Annotated in this window: 22 protein-coding genes and 1 tRNA gene; 13 read left to right on the top strand and 10 right to left on the bottom strand. The window is 58.8% G+C overall.

Features of this window, described 5'->3' with window-relative positions; genetic code table 11:
- Positions 1-5: 5 nt before the first annotated feature.
- The 9 genes from AB4N33_RS16865 to AB4N33_RS16825 all read right to left on the bottom strand — a co-directional run bounded on the left by AB4N33_RS16865 (position 6) and on the right by AB4N33_RS16825 (position 7,911).
- A complete protein-coding gene (locus AB4N33_RS16865) occupies positions 6-2,912 on the bottom strand; it encodes a DUF927 domain-containing protein (RefSeq protein WP_476457802.1) in 2,907 nt (968 codons plus the stop codon).
- Positions 2,909-3,181: a DUF3077 domain-containing protein gene (locus AB4N33_RS16860; protein WP_475272590.1), complete on the bottom strand. Its 273-nt coding sequence runs from the start codon at positions 3,179-3,181 to the stop codon at positions 2,909-2,911. Before AB4N33_RS16860 ends, AB4N33_RS16865 begins: the two co-directional genes overlap by 4 nt.
- Positions 3,178-3,462, bottom strand: coding sequence for a hypothetical protein (locus tag AB4N33_RS16855; protein WP_083354188.1), 285 nt, complete (start codon positions 3,460-3,462; stop codon positions 3,178-3,180). The genes AB4N33_RS16860 and AB4N33_RS16855 overlap by 4 nt, the downstream gene beginning before the upstream one ends.
- Before the next feature lie 534 nt (positions 3,463-3,996).
- The gene (locus AB4N33_RS16850) at positions 3,997-4,302 is read right to left on the bottom strand and encodes a hypothetical protein (protein WP_099757109.1); all 306 of its coding nucleotides are present in this window, start codon (positions 4,300-4,302) and stop codon (positions 3,997-3,999) included.
- The gene (locus tag AB4N33_RS16845) at positions 4,299-4,907 is read right to left on the bottom strand and encodes a hypothetical protein (protein ID WP_476457801.1); all 609 of its coding nucleotides are present in this window, start codon (positions 4,905-4,907) and stop codon (positions 4,299-4,301) included. Before AB4N33_RS16845 ends, AB4N33_RS16850 begins: the two co-directional genes overlap by 4 nt.
- The gene (locus AB4N33_RS16840; protein WP_064364333.1) at positions 4,904-5,170 is read right to left on the bottom strand and encodes a helix-turn-helix transcriptional regulator; all 267 of its coding nucleotides are present in this window, start codon (positions 5,168-5,170) and stop codon (positions 4,904-4,906) included. The genes AB4N33_RS16845 and AB4N33_RS16840 overlap by 4 nt, the downstream gene beginning before the upstream one ends.
- An 85-nt stretch (positions 5,171-5,255) precedes the next feature.
- Positions 5,256-6,176 (bottom strand): hypothetical protein, encoded by a 921-nt coding sequence (locus AB4N33_RS16835; protein WP_476457800.1) that lies wholly within the window; start codon positions 6,174-6,176, stop codon positions 5,256-5,258.
- 244 nt (positions 6,177-6,420) lie between these two features.
- On the bottom strand, positions 6,421-7,662 hold the full coding sequence (locus AB4N33_RS16830; RefSeq protein WP_476457799.1) for a tyrosine-type recombinase/integrase: 1,242 nt from the start codon (positions 7,660-7,662) through the stop codon (positions 6,421-6,423).
- 164 nt (positions 7,663-7,826) lie between these two features.
- Positions 7,827-7,911: transfer RNA gene (locus tag AB4N33_RS16825), tRNA-Leu, on the bottom strand.
- Between the two features lie 107 nt (positions 7,912-8,018).
- Here AB4N33_RS16825 and queA point away from each other — a divergent pair.
- From queA to AB4N33_RS16795, 6 genes are all read left to right on the top strand, one after another.
- A complete protein-coding gene (gene queA / locus AB4N33_RS16820) occupies positions 8,019-9,068 on the top strand; it encodes a tRNA preQ1(34) S-adenosylmethionine ribosyltransferase-isomerase QueA (RefSeq protein WP_476457798.1) in 1,050 nt (349 codons plus the stop codon).
- Between the two features lie 14 nt (positions 9,069-9,082).
- Positions 9,083-10,198, top strand: coding sequence for a tRNA guanosine(34) transglycosylase Tgt (tgt, locus tag AB4N33_RS16815; RefSeq protein ID WP_162130405.1), 1,116 nt, complete (start codon positions 9,083-9,085; stop codon positions 10,196-10,198).
- A 43-nt stretch (positions 10,199-10,241) separates the two neighbouring features.
- Positions 10,242-10,580, top strand: coding sequence for a preprotein translocase subunit YajC (gene yajC / locus AB4N33_RS16810; RefSeq protein WP_007916913.1), 339 nt, complete (start codon positions 10,242-10,244; stop codon positions 10,578-10,580).
- Positions 10,581-10,643: 63 nt separating this feature from the next.
- Entirely contained in the window at positions 10,644-12,512 is a 1,869-nt protein-coding gene (secD, locus tag AB4N33_RS16805; protein ID WP_460117765.1) for a protein translocase subunit SecD, read from the top strand.
- Positions 12,513-12,521: 9 nt separating this feature from the next.
- A complete protein-coding gene (gene secF / locus AB4N33_RS16800; RefSeq protein WP_460117763.1) occupies positions 12,522-13,436 on the top strand; it encodes a protein translocase subunit SecF in 915 nt (304 codons plus the stop codon).
- 131 nt (positions 13,437-13,567) lie between these two features.
- Positions 13,568-14,116, top strand: a complete 549-nt coding sequence (locus AB4N33_RS16795; RefSeq protein ID WP_371049206.1) for a glycine zipper 2TM domain-containing protein — start codon at positions 13,568-13,570, stop codon at positions 14,114-14,116.
- Positions 14,117-14,374: 258 nt separating this feature from the next.
- Here AB4N33_RS16795 and suhB read toward each other — a convergent pair whose 3' ends face one another.
- The gene (gene suhB / locus AB4N33_RS16790) at positions 14,375-15,193 is read right to left on the bottom strand and encodes a type III secretion system regulator SuhB (protein ID WP_007941397.1); all 819 of its coding nucleotides are present in this window, start codon (positions 15,191-15,193) and stop codon (positions 14,375-14,377) included.
- Between the two features lie 146 nt (positions 15,194-15,339).
- Between suhB and trmJ the strand changes: the two genes are divergently transcribed.
- The 7 genes from trmJ (at position 15,340) to hscB (ending at position 20,282) form a co-directional block, all read left to right on the top strand.
- Positions 15,340-16,110, top strand: a complete 771-nt coding sequence (gene trmJ / locus AB4N33_RS16785) for a tRNA (cytosine(32)/uridine(32)-2'-O)-methyltransferase TrmJ (protein ID WP_460117761.1) — start codon at positions 15,340-15,342, stop codon at positions 16,108-16,110.
- Between the two features lie 3 nt (positions 16,111-16,113).
- Positions 16,114-16,893: a serine O-acetyltransferase gene (gene cysE, locus AB4N33_RS16780; protein ID WP_476457797.1), complete on the top strand. Its 780-nt coding sequence runs from the start codon at positions 16,114-16,116 to the stop codon at positions 16,891-16,893.
- A 275-nt stretch (positions 16,894-17,168) separates the two neighbouring features.
- A complete protein-coding gene (iscR, locus tag AB4N33_RS16775; protein WP_192302621.1) occupies positions 17,169-17,660 on the top strand; it encodes a Fe-S cluster assembly transcriptional regulator IscR in 492 nt (163 codons plus the stop codon).
- A 51-nt stretch (positions 17,661-17,711) separates the two neighbouring features.
- Positions 17,712-18,926, top strand: a complete 1,215-nt coding sequence (locus AB4N33_RS16770; RefSeq protein ID WP_460117757.1) for an IscS subfamily cysteine desulfurase — start codon at positions 17,712-17,714, stop codon at positions 18,924-18,926.
- An 82-nt stretch (positions 18,927-19,008) separates the two neighbouring features.
- Positions 19,009-19,395 (top strand): Fe-S cluster assembly scaffold IscU, encoded by a 387-nt coding sequence (iscU, locus tag AB4N33_RS16765; RefSeq protein WP_003443374.1) that lies wholly within the window; start codon positions 19,009-19,011, stop codon positions 19,393-19,395.
- Positions 19,396-19,428: 33 nt separating this feature from the next.
- The gene (iscA, locus tag AB4N33_RS16760) at positions 19,429-19,752 is read left to right on the top strand and encodes an iron-sulfur cluster assembly protein IscA (protein WP_028620147.1); all 324 of its coding nucleotides are present in this window, start codon (positions 19,429-19,431) and stop codon (positions 19,750-19,752) included.
- A gap of 8 nt (positions 19,753-19,760) precedes the next feature.
- Positions 19,761-20,282, top strand: coding sequence for a co-chaperone HscB (gene hscB, locus AB4N33_RS16755; RefSeq protein WP_476457796.1), 522 nt, complete (start codon positions 19,761-19,763; stop codon positions 20,280-20,282).
- Positions 20,283-20,291: the final 9 nt, after the last annotated feature.

Below are 20,291 nucleotides of genomic sequence, written 5' to 3'. Positions count from 1 at the left end.
TGCCCTCAGGCAGCCCGAGCCTCGCTCTCATCCATTCCCGGAATCGTCTTCACGATGTAGCAACGTTGCGTGCCCAGACCGGGTAACCGGATCAGGCTCGACGCCTTACCATCCTTGCCCGGCTCCAGAACACCTCGCTGCAACAGTTCCTTGTTCACCGCGTTGATGTTCATGCCTCGGAAAATCTCCGAGCGCCATAATTCGGGGAGCACGTAGTAAGTGTTGGTGGTGTGCAGGGAATCCCCCAGACCGTGCTCCAACGTCTTACGAAAACCGAGTCGGTCGATAGTGCGCGGACCGTGTTCGTCGATCTTTGCCGCCGTCGATTCCCAACGCGTGAAGCGGCTTTCACCGAAGCGCTCGATGATCTGTCTAAGTCGCGCCACGATTGCATCGCCCTCGAAGTTACCGGCGCCGCCGCGCTCGTTCATCCATGCGTTGAGGCACACGCGAGCAGCGGTGGTGGCGGTTCCGTCAGGCCAGCCGGTGATTCCCATCGCGGTGGCCAGCTCGCCTGCTGCAGCGGCGAGACCGAAGCGAGCGGCGGCACGGTGCGCTTGTCCACTGGCCGATGCTGGTAACGACTGGGCAATAAAACCTTCCAGCGTGCGGCGAAGGATGGCGGACCATCCGTGGCGCTTGCCGGGTTCACATAGCGCCGTCAGGAAGGCAGTGAGTGGTGTGCCGTAGTACTTCGCTACGCGAGCCTTGAGCGCGTCGGACAGGGCTGCGGCATCTTCAAAACCGTTAAGCGTGTCGAACATGCCGAGGCCTTTGCTGGCATCGGCAGGAACGGCAAGCATGCGTACTTCCATACCCGCTTTCAGTTCCTTGTTGGCTTCGGCCATGTGCTGGGCCAAGGTCTTCTCGCCGGTGGAGAGAAACAACAAGCGCCACTCTTGTACCTGTCGGCCAGCTTGCCCTCGATCGTTGGCGCGTGCCTTGCCGGTGCCGTTGCCGAGCATGTACACCGTTTCGCCGATGATGCGCGGGTCACACATGCCGATTTCATCCAAGACCAGAAGGCCGTCCGAATGCGCGGCGGCGATGGATTCGAGAGCGTTGTCAGTGGAACGCCAGGAACGCACCAAGCGTGGTCCACCGTATATCGAGGCGGCAACTTGCAGGTGCGTGGTCTTGCCGCCGGAGCTGTCGCCATACAGATGAAAGCCGCCTGATTCATGGCCGAGCATGTGCAGCAGCGGCCCTGCGAAGGCCACTCCAACGACAAATGCCAAACGATGGTTACCGACGCAAAGCGCGCCAATCTGCTCCTGCCATTGCTCAAGCGTGCCCGCTTCGCTGATAGGCGGAAGTTGGGAACCGGCCTCGTAGAAGTGCAGGTGCTCGCTGTGCGCGCCTACCTGCTGCTCGGGCAGTAGAAAGGCGGTGTCATGCCAGCCCAAGCGGGTGACCAGTCGTGCCCGTTGCGCGCTGTCGAAGCCGCCGAGGTAACTTTGCAGGTCGTTGCGTGCGTTACGTCCCGAGCGACTTCCGGCGAGGCGCAGCCCCATGTCCACCAACGGTCCGAGCACGTCTTTGCCGAAGTCGCCGGTCATGGTGCGAGCTGGGATGTTCCAGCGTTTTTTGGCGCCGTCGGGATCGTCGAACTCGACCAGCAGGCCCCAGTTCTGGCCTTTGTCGTCGCGAGTGCGGGCAAGGATTTCCAGAGGCGAACACACTGGCCGCGCTTCGCCGTCGTCGCCCGCATAAAAGACGCCTTCGTACGTGAGGCGAAAACCACCGGGCATCAGGTCATTCTTTGGTTTCGAGGGACGCTTGGCTGCCGCTTTTGCCTTAGGTTCCGGATTAGCCTTAACCTGCTCAGGCTCCGACTTTTCCACAACCAAACCGAACAGTTCACCGCTGCTTTCCAGCTTGGTGAAGTGGGGCGCTGTCCAGCCTTTGGCAAGCGCATCGGCTGCATCGTCGCCGTCGTCCCATTGACCACCTTTGGCGAAGTCAGCAGCGCCGTTCTTCAGCGTGGGCTTGCGTTTGAACACCTCCAGCGCGACGACTCGCACCGACGCGGCGCCGATCTTGCGCAGCTTGTCGGCTACGGTTTCCATGCAGGCTGTGCCGCTGACGTCATTGTCTGGCCACAACAACACGTCGCGACCTTTGAGCGGTGTCAGGTCGGCTTTGTGCCAGGAGTTGGAACCGTTAGGCCAGCAGGTGGCCACGTGGCCCGGCATCAGTTCTGCGGCGGCATCGGCAGCTTTCTCGCCCTCGCAGAGAACAACCGGTGCGTCAGCGCGTTGGACGAGTTTATCAAGGCGCAGCAGTGGACGCGGATCGGGCAGACCCTGCCAGCGCCATTGCATAGTTTGGGCATCGGTGCGCTGACACCATGTCAGGGGTGCAAAGACCTTCTTCGGTTTGCCATCCTCGTCAGGGGCGAGGTCGAAGCGGTAGAGCGCCATTAGCGGCTGGCCCTGAGCATCACGGTAGATCCAGACCATCGACGGCACGCCGTGCTGCCGATGCTTGGCAGGGCACTTGTTCATGGCCTCCACTGGTATCGGCTGAATGGCAATCCACTCAGGTGCTTTTGTTTTGGCGGGAGCTGTCTTCGCCTGGGCGCCGCCGGGCGAAACGTTGAGCAATTCTGCGAGTTGGTTGCAGGCCTCGATGTCGGTGCCGCCGTCCAGATAGCGCACCAGATCAATCAGGTCGCCGCCCTTGTCGCCGGTGGCAAAGTCGGACCATGTGCCTTTGCTCAGATTGATCTTGAGCGAACCGGCGCGCTTATCGCTGCGAGTCGGATTCGGAGCGGTGTATTCCTTGCCTCCGTCGACGCGCTTGCCGTTGGGCAGCCAGTGCGACAAGACACGATCAATGTCACTTAGTGCAGCGGCTTTCACGTCGGCGAAACTTGGACGTTTTGTGTTGCTATTCGGGCGCTGGCTCATGCGTCAGCCCTCGGCAGAAACAATGCGTCGTTGATGTCATCGATCAGCGCTTTGGCCATCTCGCCGAGGTACATGGCAGGCCAACTGAAACGCTCACCGCTGTCACTCATGGCGGCGTCGAAGTTAAGTTGGTTGGCGTGATGCTGCAGCAGAGAAACCATCTCCAGTGCATCCTCGACCGGTACTCCGGCATTGACCCGGAACAACTTCAAATCGGTGGCGTTCACGCGAGTAAATGTGGCGTGACCCAGCGTGGTGGACGTGGTCATAGCGCACCGCCTTTCTGCGCAGCAGGCATTGAGGTGGAGTCGCCGTGCAGGGTCAGCGTCTTGATCAAGCCAAGGGTGCCGCGCACGTCCCAGAGGACGGCCGCGATGACGTGATTAGCAAGGCGCGAGGAGTCGTTTTCGAAGTGTTCTTCAAGCAGCGTCAGAACCGAGTCGGCGCGAGCAATGGCGCAGGTGATGGCGTCGATGGGCACACCGGCTTCTGCGGTCGGATTCACGCAGAGCAGGTCTTCGGGCAGGGCGAAGCTCAAAGCATTGTTCATTGAGCACCGCCTGCGGTTTCGAGTGCGCGGGCTTTGGCCATGTGATTGTTGTAACGGGAAAGGCGTGTAGCGAGGCTGGAATTGGCGTGTAAAGCGGCGAGAGCCATTGCACGGTGTGCAGCGGCGCGAATTTTGGACGGATTTAGGGCGTGCATGAGTGGCGCTCCAAGTTTTGACTATGGAACTGCCACGATCCTTTCCACGGGATTGGGTGGCAGCTGTGCATGGGGTGGAAATACCGGGAAACTTGGAACCCGGCCAGGCCGAAGCCTGCCCACACACAGCCGCCATAACTCGAAATCGCAGGCGTAAAAAAAGACGCCTGCAATCGTAATGGGGGCGCCTGTGCGCCAAGTTTTCAAACGGGTTTCCACGCCCGGTCGCTGATTTTGCAGCGACGGTCAGAGAGTAACGTCCGTCTTTCGAAAGTGCAACTGCGCTGATGGCTTGCGGTTTTTTCAGGTGCGGCATAAATTGTTCGTGCATGTAGATTGACCTCAACGCCTCCGGATCGCCCCCGGAGGCGTTTTCGTTTCAGGCATGGGCTTCCCAGCGCAGGGATAGGAGGGGTAGGAAGCCGCCGCTGAGCATCGAGCGGGCGTCTTCGTAGGCTTGGGTTTGCTGCCCTTCGTCGACGATCACCGCGCCGGTTTTTTCGCAGTGGAGGGAGAGGGCGCACCAGGTGCCGTCGGCCCAACTCAGTACGCTGACCACGCGGCCTCGCTTTTCCTGTCGGCTGCGGTGGCGTTCAAGGCGTTGCATGAGGCGAGTAGAAAATCCGATCCGGCGCAGCACGGAGAACGGATGCATCAAGGCGTTATCAGCGATCTTGCGATTCATGCTACCTCCTGCGCATCAGCAAACAGTGGAGGCGGTGTTTCGCCTTTGAGCCAGGCTAGGATCTTGCTGTCTTCAACACAGCGGCGACGCTGTAAAACGGCCATTTGCTCGCGGCGTTGTGCAACACACTCCTCGACATAACCGTTTAGGTCGGAGGTCAGGCGCATATCTTGATGAGCGCGCTCGCTTGTCGTCTTCTCGACGGCAAGATCCTCATCCGTGATGCGTTGCCATACCGCCGGATCGTTCGCGAATCCTGCTGATTGATCGACGAGCCAGTAGGTAACCCAGTCGGTCATGCCGCGCGTTTTCAACGAGGCGAGTCGGCTTTCGCTCATAGCAAAATAGCCGGAGCCGTGAACGCTCGAAAACTCTCTGCGCACCGTATTTTTGCGGATGAGTTCGGGCAGTTCCCAAGGATTGGCTTTGAGTGGAAGCACGAGACCGTCAGGGCTGAAGAAGAACGCTTCTTGCTCTTCGCCGTTCCAGCTCACGGCCGCAATGGTGCGATGACGCCAGTTAATTTCACCAGGTTGATAGAGCCGGAATCCGATGCTGTATGAATCGAAGAATGGTCCCTTGAAAGGGCAGTAATTGCGCTTCATGCGGCCACCTGGTCACGTGCCTCAATGCGACTACGTGCCCAAGCTTGAACTTCGCCAAGTACCCACGCGACAGGAGCGCCGCGAGCATTGCTCATGCTTAATTTTACGGGGCGCGGAAAGCCGCTTTCAGCGCACTGCATAAGCTTGTAGATGGTGGGGCGAGCTAAGCCAATGATGGCCATGACCTCAGATATTCTGATCAGGGTCGTGGCTGGGTCGCGATGAGAAAGGGAGTTTGTTTCAGTAGCAATAGAGATAGTCATAGTCGTGCCTTTATGGTGAGAGACAGGCACAGACTAGGGGGCGAAAAAAAAGCAAACATGGTTTGCTTTTTGTGAACTTGAAAAATTATCGAGGAATAAATCCACCTTTCCTTAAGTGCTTCCTAACGGTCGGCGCAGATGCTTTGCCCTGCGCGACTATCGTTTTGACTAGCTCGGTTTCGGATATTTTTGGATTGCTGGATATTTGGCTTCTCGCGGCTGTACTAATTTCCTCGAAAAGTTTGTGGCTGTTTTCCTGCTTTATTGCGCCTGGATTTCTATTCGCCTTTCCAGCAGCTTGGGCTCTTGCTGAAGCTTTAGCCGCAAAGGCCTTATCCAAAGCACTTCTTAGAAAACTTGATGCCGCGAAATCGTTACGCAGACCATCGCTGAAATCAGCCTGTTGATAGAGAGAAGCTAGCATCAAGATCTTGGAGGCCTCGCCATTGAAAATGGCGAAGTCTTCCCGAGCAATGATTTCTGAGCTGCTATCTCGTCTTCGCGCTCGGTTTACGAGTGCAAGGTACTGCTGAGGATCAGTTTGTCTTAGCTGCTCTATCAGATCGACATCCAAGTCGTATAGAGATAGCTCTAAATCAAATAGCCAGTTTGCAAGGGCTTCGACCGCCTGAACTGCTTGTATGAGAGCGTAAGTCGCTACGAGCTGAGTGTCGCTTGCCGGATGATCAATCCCGAGGAAGCGGCGGACGACTCTCGGTAGTGACGTGGTTTCGGAAAAACTGAAGTGCTCTTCAATTGTGGTGCGGAGATGAAACATTGCTTTTGTCACTGAATCAGCACAATCAGCATACCGACCATCCTCTAGCCAGAAGAAGGTTGCGTTATCGACACACGCAAAAGCGTCGCGAAAGCTCTCAGCAAAATGGCTATACAACGCTAGCTCGCGGACGGCTTGTTCGACCTCCTCAAGATCCCAAAGAAGACTGGTCACATCTGCTCCGGCGATTTCAAGTTCCAGATCTCTGGTGCCAAGTGTGTGTTCCATCAGAGCGCCCCTCGCCCCCACAAAGTATGACTGACCCTGCGAGCAATGCCCTGGTAAGAGGTTGCCGACAGGGAGCATGTGGCTCCGTGTCCGTTACACACCCCGCCGACGTAACACGCGGTTGATGGGGGCATCAGATACGGTGTAACTCGATATAAGTTCAACGTTTTCAATGGGTTGATGTGGGGCGTTACACGCGTAACACCGGTTACACCGGTTTTAGGTGGGGTGCGTGTTTTTGCTCTCATACAACCTTTCCAAACTGTACCTGCGATACATTCCCTGCCTCTAATGCATCAAGATGATTCGCGTACCACTGCATCATTTTTACGCGTTGCTCAAGATATTGGGCTTTGTTGTACACGCCTGAGATTCCTTCTTCTTTGTGAGCAAGCTGTGCCTCAACATGTTCTTTCGGCCAACCATGTTCTCGAAGCAATGTGCTCGCTGTATGGCGAGTTCCATGCCCAACAAGGCGCCCCTTATAGCCAATGGTGGCGAAGACCTTGTTGATCGTGTTTTCACTGATGGTTGGATTTTTCGCTCCGACTCCGGGGAATAGCCAACGACTCCGTCCGGTTAAGCAGTGCAGCTCTTTAAGCGCAGCAACAGCTTGGTGAGGAAGGGGGCATACGAAATCCCGACGCATCTTCATCTTGGCGGCTGGTGTGGTCCAAATGGCTTTATCAAGGTCGAACTCCTTCCATTCAGCCAGGCGGACCATCCCCGGCCTTGATGCAGTCCATACACAAAGCCATGCAGCAGTGCGGGCCGTCAGCCTACTTGGAGTGTTTTTGAGTGCTTGGAGAAATTCAGCCAGCTCAGGCTCCAGCAGATGTGGGTGCTGTTGAGTCTTTGGGGCTTGGACCGCAATATCGCGAAGGCGACTGCCAGGATCGTTTTCGGTAAGACCCAAGCCGATGGCCCGCCCGAATATCTGATTTATCCATGTGCGGCACTTCTCTGCCACGTTGTGTGCGTCTCGGGCTTCGATTGATGCTTGGAGTTCTGCGCAGTCGGTACGGGTTATTTCGTCTAGCGGCTTATCTCCCAGTGCCGGGAGTATGTCTTTGTCGAGGTAGGTGCGGATTTTGTTGAGAGTGGAGGGTGCGAGACCCTTTTCCTCTTTTGCCTTCAGCCAGGCATCAGCGGCAGCTCGAAAGGTACGAGTCTTGGCCGCGTCGATAGCAGCTTTCGCTGATCTCTTCTGTTCAAGTGGGTCGGCACCGCTACTAACTACTTTGCGTAGATCAGCGGCTTTGTCTCGTGCCAGCGCGCCACTTACTTCCGGGTAACCCCCGAGCCCCATCCAAGCCCAATTGCCCGCCGGACGTTTGTAGCGAAGTTGCCAAGACTTGCCTCCATCAGGTTTGACCCTGAAATAGAGGCCGTTTCCGTCCAGCTCTCGGTATTCCTTTGATTCCGGCTCCAATCCCGCGAGTGTCGTGTCAGCGAGAGGGCGGCGCTTGATGTCTGCGCGCTTCATCCTTGTATCCCAAAGTTCGGTATTTTTCTCAGGATACAAGCAGGGATACAGGGATACAACGGATAGGGGGAGACTGGCATAAACAGACAAGCACAAAAAAACCGGCCAAGTGGCCGGTTTCTCTGGGTCTGAAAGTCTGATAGAGACTTTCAGATACTGCTATATGGTGCCCCGAGGGAGACTCGAACTCCCACTCCTTTCGAAAACGGATTTTGAATCCGCCGCGTCTACCAATTCCGCCATCAGGGCTCAATGGCGGCGAAGTATAGAGAGGTGAATACCGCTGGTCAATCAGGTACATGGAGAATTTTCGATAATTCCGCTAGACTTCCCGGCCCTGCTAGACGAACCCCATCATGCGTGTTTCCGACTTTACTTTTGAGCTCCCTGATTCGCTGATTGCCCGCCACCCGTTGGCCGAGCGTCGCAACAGCCGGCTGCTGACCCTCGATGGGGTCAGCGGTGCCCTGGCACACCGTCAATTCACTGATTTGCTCGAGCATTTGCGCCCGGGCGATTTGATGGTGTTCAACAATACCCGGGTGATTCCGGCGCGGCTGTTTGGCCAGAAGGCGTCTGGCGGCAAGCTGGAGATTCTGGTGGAGCGGGTGCTCGACACGCATCGCGTGCTGGCCCATGTGCGTTCCAGCAAGTCGCCCAAGCCTGGGTCGACGATTCTCATCGACGGCGGTGGCGAAGCGCAGATGGTGGCGCGCCATGATGCGTTGTTCGAGCTGGCATTTGCCGAAGACGTGTTGCCGCTGCTCGACCGCGTGGGGCACATGCCGTTGCCTCCTTATATAGACCGCCCGGATGAAGGCGCCGACCGCGAGCGTTATCAGACGGTGTACGCCGAGCGCCTGGGCGCGGTGGCGGCGCCGACGGCGGGGCTGCATTTTGATCAGCCGCTGCTGGAGGCGATTGCCGACAAGGGCGTCGAGACGGCGTTCGTGACCTTGCACGTGGGGGCAGGGACCTTTCAGCCAGTGCGGGTCGAGAAACTCGAAGACCATCACATGCACACCGAATGGCTGGAAGTCGGCCAGGACGTGGTGGATGCCGTGGCGGCCTGCCGCGCTCGCGGTGGGCGAGTGGTGGCAGTGGGGACCACCAGCGTGCGTTCCCTGGAAAGCGCCGCGCGCGATGGCGTGCTCAAGCCGTTCAGTGGCGACACCGACATCTTTATCTTCCCGGGCCGGCCGTTTCATGTGGTCGATGCCCTGGTGACCAATTTCCATTTGCCCGAATCCACGCTGTTGATGCTGGTTTCGGCGTTCGCCGGTTATCCCGAAGCCATGGCCGCCTACAAGGCCGCCGTTGAGCATCAATACCGCTTTTTCAGCTACGGTGATGCGATGTTTATCACCCGTAACCCCGCACCACGTGGCCCCGAGGACAAAGAATGAGTCGCCAATGTCGTATGTCGTTTGAGTTGCTGGCCACCGACGGCAAGGCTCGTCGAGGTCGCCTGACCTTCCCCCGTGGCACCGTCGAGACCCCGGCCTTCATGCCGGTGGGCACCTACGGCACGGTCAAGGGCATGCTGCCGCGTGATATCGAGGCCACTGGCGCCGAGATCATCCTGGGCAACACCTTCCACCTGTGGCTGCGCCCGGGCACCGAAGTGATCAAGAAGCACGGCGACCTGCACGATTTCATGCAGTGGAAAGGCCCGATCCTGACCGACTCCGGCGGTTTCCAGGTGTTCAGCCTGGGCGCCATGCGCAAGATCAAGGAGGAGGGCGTGACCTTCGCCTCCCCGGTCGACGGTGCCAAGGTGTTCATGGGGCCGGAAGAGTCTATGCAGGTCCAGCGCGACCTGGGCTCCGACATCGTGATGATTTTTGACGAATGCACGCCGTACCCGGCCGACGAAGACGTCGCGCGTGTCTCCATGGAGCTGTCGCTGCGTTGGGCCCAGCGCTCGAAGAACGCCCATGGCGACAACACCGCGGCGCTGTTCGGTATCGTTCAGGGCGGCATGCACCAGGACCTGCGCATGCGCTCGCTCGAAGGCCTGGACAAGATCGGCTTCGACGGACTGGCCATTGGCGGTCTGTCGGTGGGCGAACCCAAGCATGAAATGATCAAGGTGCTGGATTATCTGCCGGGCCAGATGCCCGCTGACAAACCTCGTTACCTTATGGGCGTTGGCAAACCGGAAGATCTGGTTGAGGGTGTGCGCCGCGGTGTGGACATGTTCGATTGCGTGATGCCAACCCGTAATGCCCGCAATGGGCATCTGTTCATTGATACTGGCGTGCTGAAGATCCGTAACGCGTTCCATCGCCATGATGATTCGCCGCTCGATCCGACCTGCGATTGCTATACCTGCCAGAACTTCTCCCGCGCTTATCTGCATCATCTGGACAAGTGCGGCGAAATGCTGGGGAGCATGCTCAATACCATCCATAACTTGCGCCATTATCAAGTGCTTATGGCTGGTTTGCGCGAGGCTATTCAACAGGGTACATTGGCCGCCTTTGTCGATGCCTTCTACGCCAAACGCGGGCTACCTGTTCCGCCTTTGGACTGAGTTTTCTGACCCCAAGATTCAACATTTGCAACTGGAGTGCTAAATGAGCTTTTTTATCTCGAATGCCATGGCTGACGCTGCTGCACCGGCTGCTGCCGGCCCAATGGGTGGCGGTTTTGAGTGGATTTTCCTGGTCGGCTTCCTGGTCATCTTCTACCTGATGATCTGGCGTCCACAGGCCAAGCGCGCCAAAGAGCAGAAGAACCTGCTGAGCAGCCTGCAAAAGGGTGACGAAGTCGTGACCACTGGCGGCATCGCCGGCAAGATCACCAAAGTGGCCGACGATTTCGTGGTTCTGGAAGTTTCCGACACCGTGGAAATGAAGTTCCAGAAAGGCGCCATCGCCGCCACCCTGCCCAAGGGCACGCTGAAAGCGATCTAAGTTTCAACTTCTACTCAATCGACGGGGCGCGCAAGGCGCCCCGCGTTCTAAACGGGCGGCGTGATGCTGAACAAATACCCTCTGTGGAAATACATTCTGATCCTGGCGGTGCTGGCGATCGGTCTGATTTATTCCGCTCCCAATCTTTATCCTGATGACCCGGCCATTCAGATCAGTGGCGCCAGCACGGCGTTGCAGGTCAACCAGGCTGACCTGGACCGCGTGAGCACGGCGCTCAAGGAATCCGGGATGGCGGTCAAGGCGACTTCGCTGACAGCCGGTGGCAAGGGCGGCTTGATTCGCCTGGTCAAGGCTGAAGACCAGTTGCCTGCCAAGGATGTCGTACGCAAGGCGCTGGGCGATGATTACGTCGTGGCCCTGAACCTGGCACAAACCACCCCGCAATGGCTGCGCAGCCTTGGCGCGCACCCGATGAAGCTGGGTCTGGACTTGTCCGGTGGTGTGCACTTCCTGCTGGAAGTGGACATGGAAAAAGCCCTCGATGCCCGCCTGAAAGTCTACGAAGGCGACGTCAAGAGCCTGTTGCGCAAAGAGAAACTGCGTTATCGCAGCCTGCCGCAACTCAACGGTGCCATTCAGCTGGGTTTTGCTGACGAAGCTTCCCGCGAACAGGCCCGTGCACTGATCCGCAAGAGCTTTACCGATTTCGACATCGTGCCGGCCGACCTCAATGGTCAGGCGGTACTGCGTCTGGCGATGACCCCGGCCAAGCTGGCGGAAATCCGCGAATACTCCATCAAGCAGAACTTGACCACGGTACGTAACCGCGTCAACGAGCTGGGTGTTGCCGAACCGATCGTCCAGCGCCAGGGCGCCAACCGTATCGTGGTTGAGCTGCCTGGCGTGCAGGACACCGCAGAAGCCAAGCGTATCCTCGGCAAGACGGCCAACCTGGAGTTCCGTCTGGCCGCTGAGCCGGGTGCTTCCAAGGCCACTTCCGAAACCTTCGAGTTCCGCGAAGGCAAGCGTCCGCCAGCCCAGATCGAGCGTGGCCTGATCATCACCGGTGACCAGGTGACTGACGCCAAGGCCGGCTTTGGCGAGCACGGCACGCCAGAAGTGAACATCCGTCTGGATGGCCACGGTGGTGAGCTGATGAGCCGCGCAACCCGCTCCAACGTCGGTCGCAGCATGGCGGTGATCTTCATCGAGCAGCGCCCTGTCACCACTTACACCAAGCAAGTGGTCGATGGCGTCGAAAAAGACGTGGCGGTGCAGACCTTCAAGGAAGAGAAGAAGATCATCAGCCTGGCGACCATTCAATCGCCACTGGGTGCTCAGTTCCGTATCACCGGCCTGAACGGCCAGGGCGAATCGTCCGAGCTGGCGCTGCTGCTGCGTGCCGGTGGTCTGGCGGCGCCGATGTACTTCGCTGAAGAGCGCACCATTGGCCCAAGCCTGGGTGCCGACAACATCACCAAGGGTATCGACGCGTCCCTGTGGGGCATGCTGTTCGTGTCGCTGTTCATCATCGCCATCTACCGCTTCTTCGGCATCATCGCCACGGTTGCGCTGGGTGTGAACATGGTGCTGCTGCTGGCCCTGATGTCCTTGCTGGGCGCCACGCTGACCCTGCCGGGTATCGCCGGGATCGTGTTGACCATGGGTATGGCGGTCGACGCCAACGTTCTGATCTTCTCGCGGATTCGTGAAGAGATCGCGGCGGGCATGACCGTTCAGCGGGCGATCAACGAAGGTTTCAGCCGTGCATTCACGGCGATTCTCGACGCCAACCTGACCACCTTGCTGGTGGGCGGTATCCTGTTCGCCATGGGCACCGGTCCGGTCAAGGGCTTTGCGGTTACCATGTCCCTCGGGGTTTTGACTTCGATGTTCACGGCCATCATGGTCACCCGCGCGATGGTCAACTTGATCTTCGGCGGTCGTGACTTCAAGAAGTTGTGGATTTAAGGGGCTGCCATGTTACGTACAATCAACTTCATGGGCGTCCGCAACGTTGCGTTCGGCGTCACAGTGTTCCTCACCCTGCTGGCGTTGTTCAGTTGCTGGCACAAGGGCATGAACTGGGGTCTGGACTTCACCGGCGGTACGCTCATCGAGCTGACCTACGAGCGTCCGGCTGACGTTACCAAGGTGCGTGAGCAGTTGGTTTCGTCGGGCTACCACGAAGCCATCGTGCAGAACTTCGGTGCGACCACGGATCTGTTGGTGCGCATGCCGGGTGAAGACCCGCAACTGGGCCATCAGGTGGCGGAAGCGCTGCAGAAGGTCGGCGGCGATAACCCGGCGACCGTCAAACGCGTCGAGTTCGTGGGCCCGCAGGTGGGTGAAGAGCTGCGCGACCAGGGCGGCCTGGGCATGCTGATGGCGCTGGGCGGCATCCTGATCTACCTGGCGTTCCGCTTTCAGTGGAAATTCGCGGTCGGTGCCATCGTGTCGCTGATCCACGACGTGATCGTGACCATCGGTATCCTGTCGTTCTTCCAGATCACCTTCGACCTGACGGTGCTGGCGGCGGTACTGGCGATCATCGGTTACTCGCTCAACGACACCATCGTCGTATTCGACCGGGTTCGTGAGAACTTCCGTGTACTGCGCAAGGCCAGCCTGATCGAGAACATCAACATCTCGACCACGCAGACCCTGCTGCGCACGATCGCGACCTCGGTGTCGACCTTGCTGGCCATCGCTGCCCTGTTGTTCTTCGGCGGTGACAACCTGTACGGCTTCTCGCTGGCACTGCTGGTAGGTGTATTGGCGGGTACTTACTCGTCGATCTATATCGCCAACGTGGTGCTGATCTGGCTGAACCTGAGCTCCGAAGACTTGATCCCGGCGGTGAACACCGAGAAGGAAGTCGACGACCGTCCCTGAGTGGCTTTGAGACCAAGGCTGCCCTCAGCGGTGTAATCAAAAAAGGCGCGAGTTGAACTCGCGCCTTTTTTTATGCTCCAAGGCTGGGAGAAGCGCGGGCGCGTCCCGCATGTGATGGTCAGGAGGTTCATGTGAACAAGTCGTTGCTGGTTGGTGCGGTATTGGGTGCTGTCGGTGTGACTGCCGGGGGTGCTGTTGCCACCTACAGCCTGGTTAAAAGCGGCCCTGAGTATGCGCAAGTGTTGGCCGTCGACCCGGTCAAGACCCAGATCAAAACCCCACGTGAGGTCTGCAAGGACGTCACCGTCACCCGGCAGGCGCCGGTGAAAGATCAACACCAGATCGCCGGTACGGTGGTGGGTGCCCTGGCCGGCGGCCTGCTGGGCAACCAGATCGGCGGCGGCACCGGCAAGAAGATTGCCACCGTGGCCGGCGCAGTCGGCGGCGGCTATGCCGGCAACAAGGTGCAGGAAGGCATGCAGGAGCGTGACACCTACACCACCACTCAGACTCGCTGTAACACCGTGAATGACATCAGCGACAAGGTTGTGGGTTATGACGTGCGTTACTCGCTGGACGGCAAGGAAGGCAAGGTTCGCATGGATCGTGACCCTGGGAACCAGATCCCTGTGGACAAGGAAGGCAAGCTGATCCTGTCGCAGGCGCAGCCTGGGCAGTAAGGCTCAGAGTTGGATCGAAGGGGGGCACTCCATTGGGGTGTCCCCCTTTTTTGTGCCTGGAATTTCATTCTGAATCCACCGCAAATCCCCTGTAGGAGCGAGCTTGCTCGCGATGGTCGTCAACGATAACGCTGGGAATCTGATGCCCTGCGGTGTCTGAGCCACCATCGCGAGCAAGCTCGCTCCTACAGGGGAGGGTGGGGATTTGCGGGCATAAAAAAAGCACCCCGAAGGGTGCTTTTTGGTATCGCGGGAAGCTTATCGCTTCAGCGATGCCGGCAGGTGCGGCTGGATGGCGGTGAGCACGGCCTTGAAGCATTTGGTATTGCCGGCAACGACGTGGCCTTTTTCCAGGAAGTCGTGACCGCCGGTGAAGTCGCTCACCAGGCCGCCGGCTTCCTGGATCAGCAGGGCGCCTGCTGCCATGTCCCACTCGGACAGGCCCGACTCCCAGAAGGCGTCGAAACGGCCTGCAGCCACGTAGGCCAGGTCCAGGCTGGCGGAACCTGCGCGGCGGATGCCGGCGGTCTGGCCAACCAGGGCGCGGAACATGCCCAGGTAGTTGTCGAGGTTGTCCATCTGGTCGTCACGGAACGGGAAACCGGTACCCAGCAGCGCGCCGTCGAGGCTGGTGCGGCCGCTGACGCGCAGGCGACGACCGTTCAGTTGGGCGCCACGGCCACGGCTGGCGGTGAATTCTTCCTGGCGAACCGGGTCCAGGACAACGGCGTGTTCCAGGCGACCACGGTATTTGCAGGCGATGCTGACAGCGAAGTGAGGGATGCCGCGCAGGAAGTTGGTGGTGCCGTCCAGCGGATCGATGATCCACAGGTATTCTTCGCCTTCGATGCCGGTGCCGGCGTGCAGGCCGGTCTCTTCACCCATGATCGAGTGGTTCGGGTAGGCCTTGCGCAGGGCATCGATGATTTTCTGTTCGGCAGCGCGATCCACCTCGGACACGTAGTCCTTGGCGTCTTTTTCGTCAACCTTGATGGTATCCAGGCGCTCGATGGAGCGGAAGATCAGTTCACTGGCGCTGCGGGCGGCGCGCAGCGCGATATTCAGCATGGGCTGCATGGATGTGTCACCTAAGGTTGTTAAAGAAAGCCGCGCATTCTATCAGAAACTTTCTACAGGTGAAGGTCAGTAATCGCATTCATGGCTTAACGGTCGCTTGGGCTGTAGTATTTGCCTCCCGATTATCGTGTTCGAGAGCGCCTCCCTTGCTGCAAAACATTCGTGTCGTCCTGGTCAATACCAGTCATCCAGGCAATATCGGCGGGGCTGCGCGTGCCATGAAAAACATGGGGCTGTCGCGGCTGGTGCTGGTCGAACCACGCGTGTTCCCGCATCACGAGGCCGACGCCCGTGCTTCCGGTGCCGGCGATATCCTTGAAAAAGCGCAAGTCGTCGCCACCTTGGAGGATGCCCTGGTCGGCTGCAACCTGGTGCTGGGCACCAGCGCCCGCGACCGTCGCATCCCCTGGCCGTTGCTGGATCCTCGCGAGTGCGGGACGAAAGTGGTCGAGGAAGCCGGGCAGGGCGCAGAAATCGCCCTGGTCTTTGGTCGTGAAGATTCCGGCCTGACCAATGAAGAGCTGCAGCGATGTCATTATCACGTGCACATCCCATCCGACCCTGAGTTCAGTTCGCTGAACCTCGGGGCGGCGGTGCAGGTGTTGAGCTATGAAGTGCGCATGGCCTGGCTCGCAGCCCAAGGGCAGCCGAGCAAGGTCGAGAAGGAAGAAGTGGCCTCGGTCAAAAGCGCAGAGCTGGCGACCATGGACGAGTTGGAGCGATTCTATGAACACCTGGAGCAGACCCTGGTGGCCATCGAGTTCCTCGATCCTGAAAAACCACGGCACTTGATGGCGCGCCTGCGTCGGTTGTACGGACGCAGCTCGGTCAGCCGGGCGGAAATGAATATATTGCGTGGCATCCTCACGGAAACCCAGAAAGCGGCCCGTGGCGAGCTTCTTAAGCGGAAGGATTGAAAGATGTTCGAGCGTTTGCGTGAAGATATCCAGAGTGTTTTCCATCGTGACCCGGCGGCGCGTAACGCTTTTGAAGTCCTGACCTGCTACCCGGGCATGCATGCCATCTGGATTCACCGTTTGTCGTCGGTGTTGTGGCGTGCGGACCTGAAATGGCTGGCGCGCCTGGTGTCGAACCTTGGTCGTTTTCTGACCGGGATCGAAATTCACCCAGGCGCCAAGGTCGGTCGTCGATTCTTCATCGACCATGGCATGGGCATCGTGATCGGCGAAACCGCCGAGATCGGCGATGACGTGACGATCTATCAGGGTGTGACCCTGGGTGGCACCAGCTGGAACAAGGGCAAGCGTCACCCGACCCTGGAAGATGGCGTGGTGGTGGGGGCGGGCGCCAAGGTGCTCGGCCCGTTCACCGTGGGCGCCGGGGCCAAGGTCGGTTCCAACGCCGTGGTGACCAAGGCGGTACCGGCCGGGGCGACCGTGGTCGGCATTCCGGGACGGATCATCGTCAAGTCGGACGAAGAGCAGGACGCCCGGCGCAAGGCCATGGCCGAGAAGATCGGCTTCGACGCCTATGGCGTTGGCGGCGAAGACATGCCGGACCCGGTGGCGCGCGCCATCAACCAATTGCTCGATCACTTGCAAGCCGTCGATGGTCGCCTGGAGGGCATGTGCGGTGCGCTGACCGAACTGGGCAGCAACTATTGTGCGAAAGACCTGCCTGAGCTGCGTGAAGAAGATTTTGCCTGCGTAAAAGACAAGGACCAGACCCAGGCGAGCTGATCACCACCAGCCTGTAGGAGCGAGCATGCTCGCGATGGAGTCTCAGGCACCGCTGGGTATCAGGTGTCCAGCGTTATCGTTGGCGACCATCGCGAGCCTGCTCGCTCCTACAGAGGAATGGGTTGAGCATTCGCTGGCCCTACACCCCCAGCCTTTGCTATGATTTGCGCGCTGTTTTGCGGGTAAACCTGACTAAAGTACTAGGTCTTATAGTTGACTTAAATACTCGGGAATTGCATACTCGCCTCAATTCCGAAACTCCGTGGTAACTGTCCATGCGACTGACTACAAAAGGCCGATACGCCGTGACCGCCATGCTTGACCTGGCGTTACATGCGCAGCACGGGCCTGTGTCCCTCGCCGATATCTCCGAGCGCCAGGGCATCTCCCTGTCCTACCTCGAACAGCTTTTTGCCAAGTTGCGCCGCAGCAATCTGGTGTCGAGCGTGCGGGGGCCGGGCGGTGGCTACCAACTGTCCCGCGACATGCAGGGCATCCAGGTGGCCCAGGTGATCGATGCGGTGAACGAATCGGTGGATGCCACCAAGTGCCAGGGCCAGGGCGATTGCCATTCCGGTGACACCTGCCTGACTCACCACTTGTGGTGCGACCTGAGCCTGCAGATTCACGAATTTCTGAGCGGTATCAGCTTGGCTGATCTTGTCACTCGCCGTGAGGTACAAGAAGTAGCCATGCGTCAGGACCAACGCCGTTGCAACAGCAAGGCGCCACGCCTGGACAAGATTGAAGCGTCCGCCGTCGAATGACAGCCATTAGAGCTAACGGCGTGCCAGCCAGCCTGATTTAGGAGAAAGTCCATGAAATTGCCGATTTACCTTGATTACTCTGCGACCACCCCGGTTGATCCGCGTGTTGCGCAAAAAATGAGTGAATGCCTGCTGGTCGACGGAAACTTCGGTAACCCGGCGTCCCGCTCCCACGTGTTTGGCTGGAAAGCCGAAGAATCGGTGGAAAACGCCCGTCGCCAAGTGGCTGACCTGGTCAATGCCGACCCGCGTGAAATCGTCTGGACTTCCGGTGCCACCGAGTCCGACAACCTGGCAATCAAGGGTGCGGCACATTTCTACGCCACCAAAGGCAAGCACCTGATCACCTCCAAGATCGAGCACAAGGCTGTCCTGGACACCATGCGCCAACTGGAGCGTGAAGGGTTCGAAGTGACCTACATCGAACCTCAGGAAGACGGCCTGATCACCCCGGCGATGATCGAAGCCAACCTGCGCGACGACACCATCCTGGTTTCGATCATGCACGTGAACAACGAGATCGGCACCGTCAACGACATCGCCGCCATCGGCGAGCTGACCCGTTCCAGGGGCATCCTGTTCCACGTCGACGCCGCTCAGTCCACTGGCAAGGTCGATATCGACCTGCAGAAGCTGAAAGTCGACATGATGTCGTTCTCTGCCCACAAGACTTATGGCCCTAAAGGCATCGGCGCGCTGTACGTGAGCCGCAAGCCTCGCGTGCGCATCGAAGCGACCATGCACGGCGGCGGTCACGAGCGCGGCATGCGTTCGGGCACCCTGGCGACCCACCAGATCGTCGGCATGGGTGAAGCGTTCCGCGTGGCCAAGGAAGACATGGCTGCCGAAAACGTGCGCATCAAGGCCCTGAGCGACCGTTTCTTCAAACAGGTCGAAGGCCTGGAAGAGCTGTACGTCAACGGCAGCCTGACCGCCCGCGTTCCGCACAACCTCAACCTGAGTTTCAACTACGTTGAAGGCGAATCGCTGATCATGGCCCTCAAGGACCTGGCGGTTTCCTCCGGTTCGGCCTGCACCTCGGCGTCCCTGGAGCCTTCGTACGTGCTGCGCGCCCTGGGCCGCAACGACGAACTGGCACACAGCTCGATCCGTTTCACCTTCGGTCGCTTCACCACCGAAGAAGAAATCGACTACGCCGCGCAGAAAGTCTGCGAGGCCGTTACCAAGCTGCGCGCACTGTCGCCGCTGTGGGACATGTATAAAGACGGTGTCGACATTTCGAAAATCGAGTGGGCGGCACACTGATTTCAAGTCGCCGCGAACCAGCCCCGCGACCGATGTTCCGGGGCCCAAAGAGCGACTCTCTGATGAGTGAGGAATAAGTACCATGGCTTACAGCGAAAAGGTCATCGACCACTACGAAAACCCGCGCAACGTCGGCAAGATGGACGCGGAAGATCCGGATGTTGGCACTGGCATGGTCGGCGCTCCGGCGTGCGGCGATGTGATGCGCCTGCAGATCAAGGTCAACGAACAAGGCATCATCGAAGACGCCAAGTTCAAGACTTACGGCTGCGGTTCGGCCATCGCCTCCAGCTCCCTGGCGACCGAGTGGATGAAAGGCAAGACTCTGGATGAAGCAGAGACCATCAAGAACACTCAGCTGGCCGAAGAACTGGCCCTGCCGCCAGTGAAAATTCACTGCTCCGTACTCGCCGAAGACGCCATCAAGGCCGCCGTCCGCGACTACAAGCAGAAGAAAGGCTTGATCTGATTTTCCAGGTTTGCGACGAGTAAGGAGTCACCGATGGCTATCAGCATGACAGAAGCGGCTGCTCGACACGTGCGACGCTCCCTCGACGGGCGCGGCAAAGGTGAAGGGATTCGTCTGGGTGTTCGCACCACAGGCTGTTCCGGCCTTGCCTACGTGCTGGAGTTTGTCGACGAGGTGGTTGCGGAGGATCAGGTTTTCGAGAGTCACGGCGAGAAAGTGATTATCGATCCCAAGAGCCTCTCGTACCTTGACGGTACCGAGCTCGATTTCGTCAAGGAAGGATTGAACGAAGGCTTCAAGTTCAACAACCCCAACGTGCGCGGTGAATGTGGCTGCGGCGAAAGCTTCAACATCTGAGGCTTGTCGTGGGTACTCCTTGTCATTTCGCTTTATTCGAGCTGCAACCGAGTTTCAACCTGGACCTCGATCAGTTGGCTACGCGCTACCGTGAGTTGGCGCGCAATGTTCACCCGGATCGTTTTGCGGACGCTTCCGAGCGCGAGCAGCGCCTGGCGCTGGAGCAGTCGGCAAGCCTCAATGAGGCCTACCAGACGCTCAAAAGCCCTCCCAAACGCGCGCGTTACCTGCTCGCGTTGAACGGTGGCGAGCTGCCGCTGGAAGTCACGGTGCATGATCCGGAGTTTCTCCTGCAACAGATGGAGTTGCGCGAAGAGCTTGAACACCTGCAGGACAGCGCCGATCTAGCCGGTGTTGCCGCGTTCAAGCGTCGCCTCAAGTCCGCCCAGGAAGAACTGAACCAAAGTTTCGCCGCTTGCTGGAACGATGCCGAGCACCGCGAGCGCGCCGAGCGCCTGATGCGACGCATGCAGTTCCTCGACAAGCTGACCTACGAAGTGCGCCAGTTAGAAGAGCGCCTCGACGATTAACCCAGTGCC

It is taken from the genome of Pseudomonas sp. S1_E05 (assembly GCF_056337105.1).
This window is presented reverse-complemented; position numbering and strand designations above follow the sequence as displayed.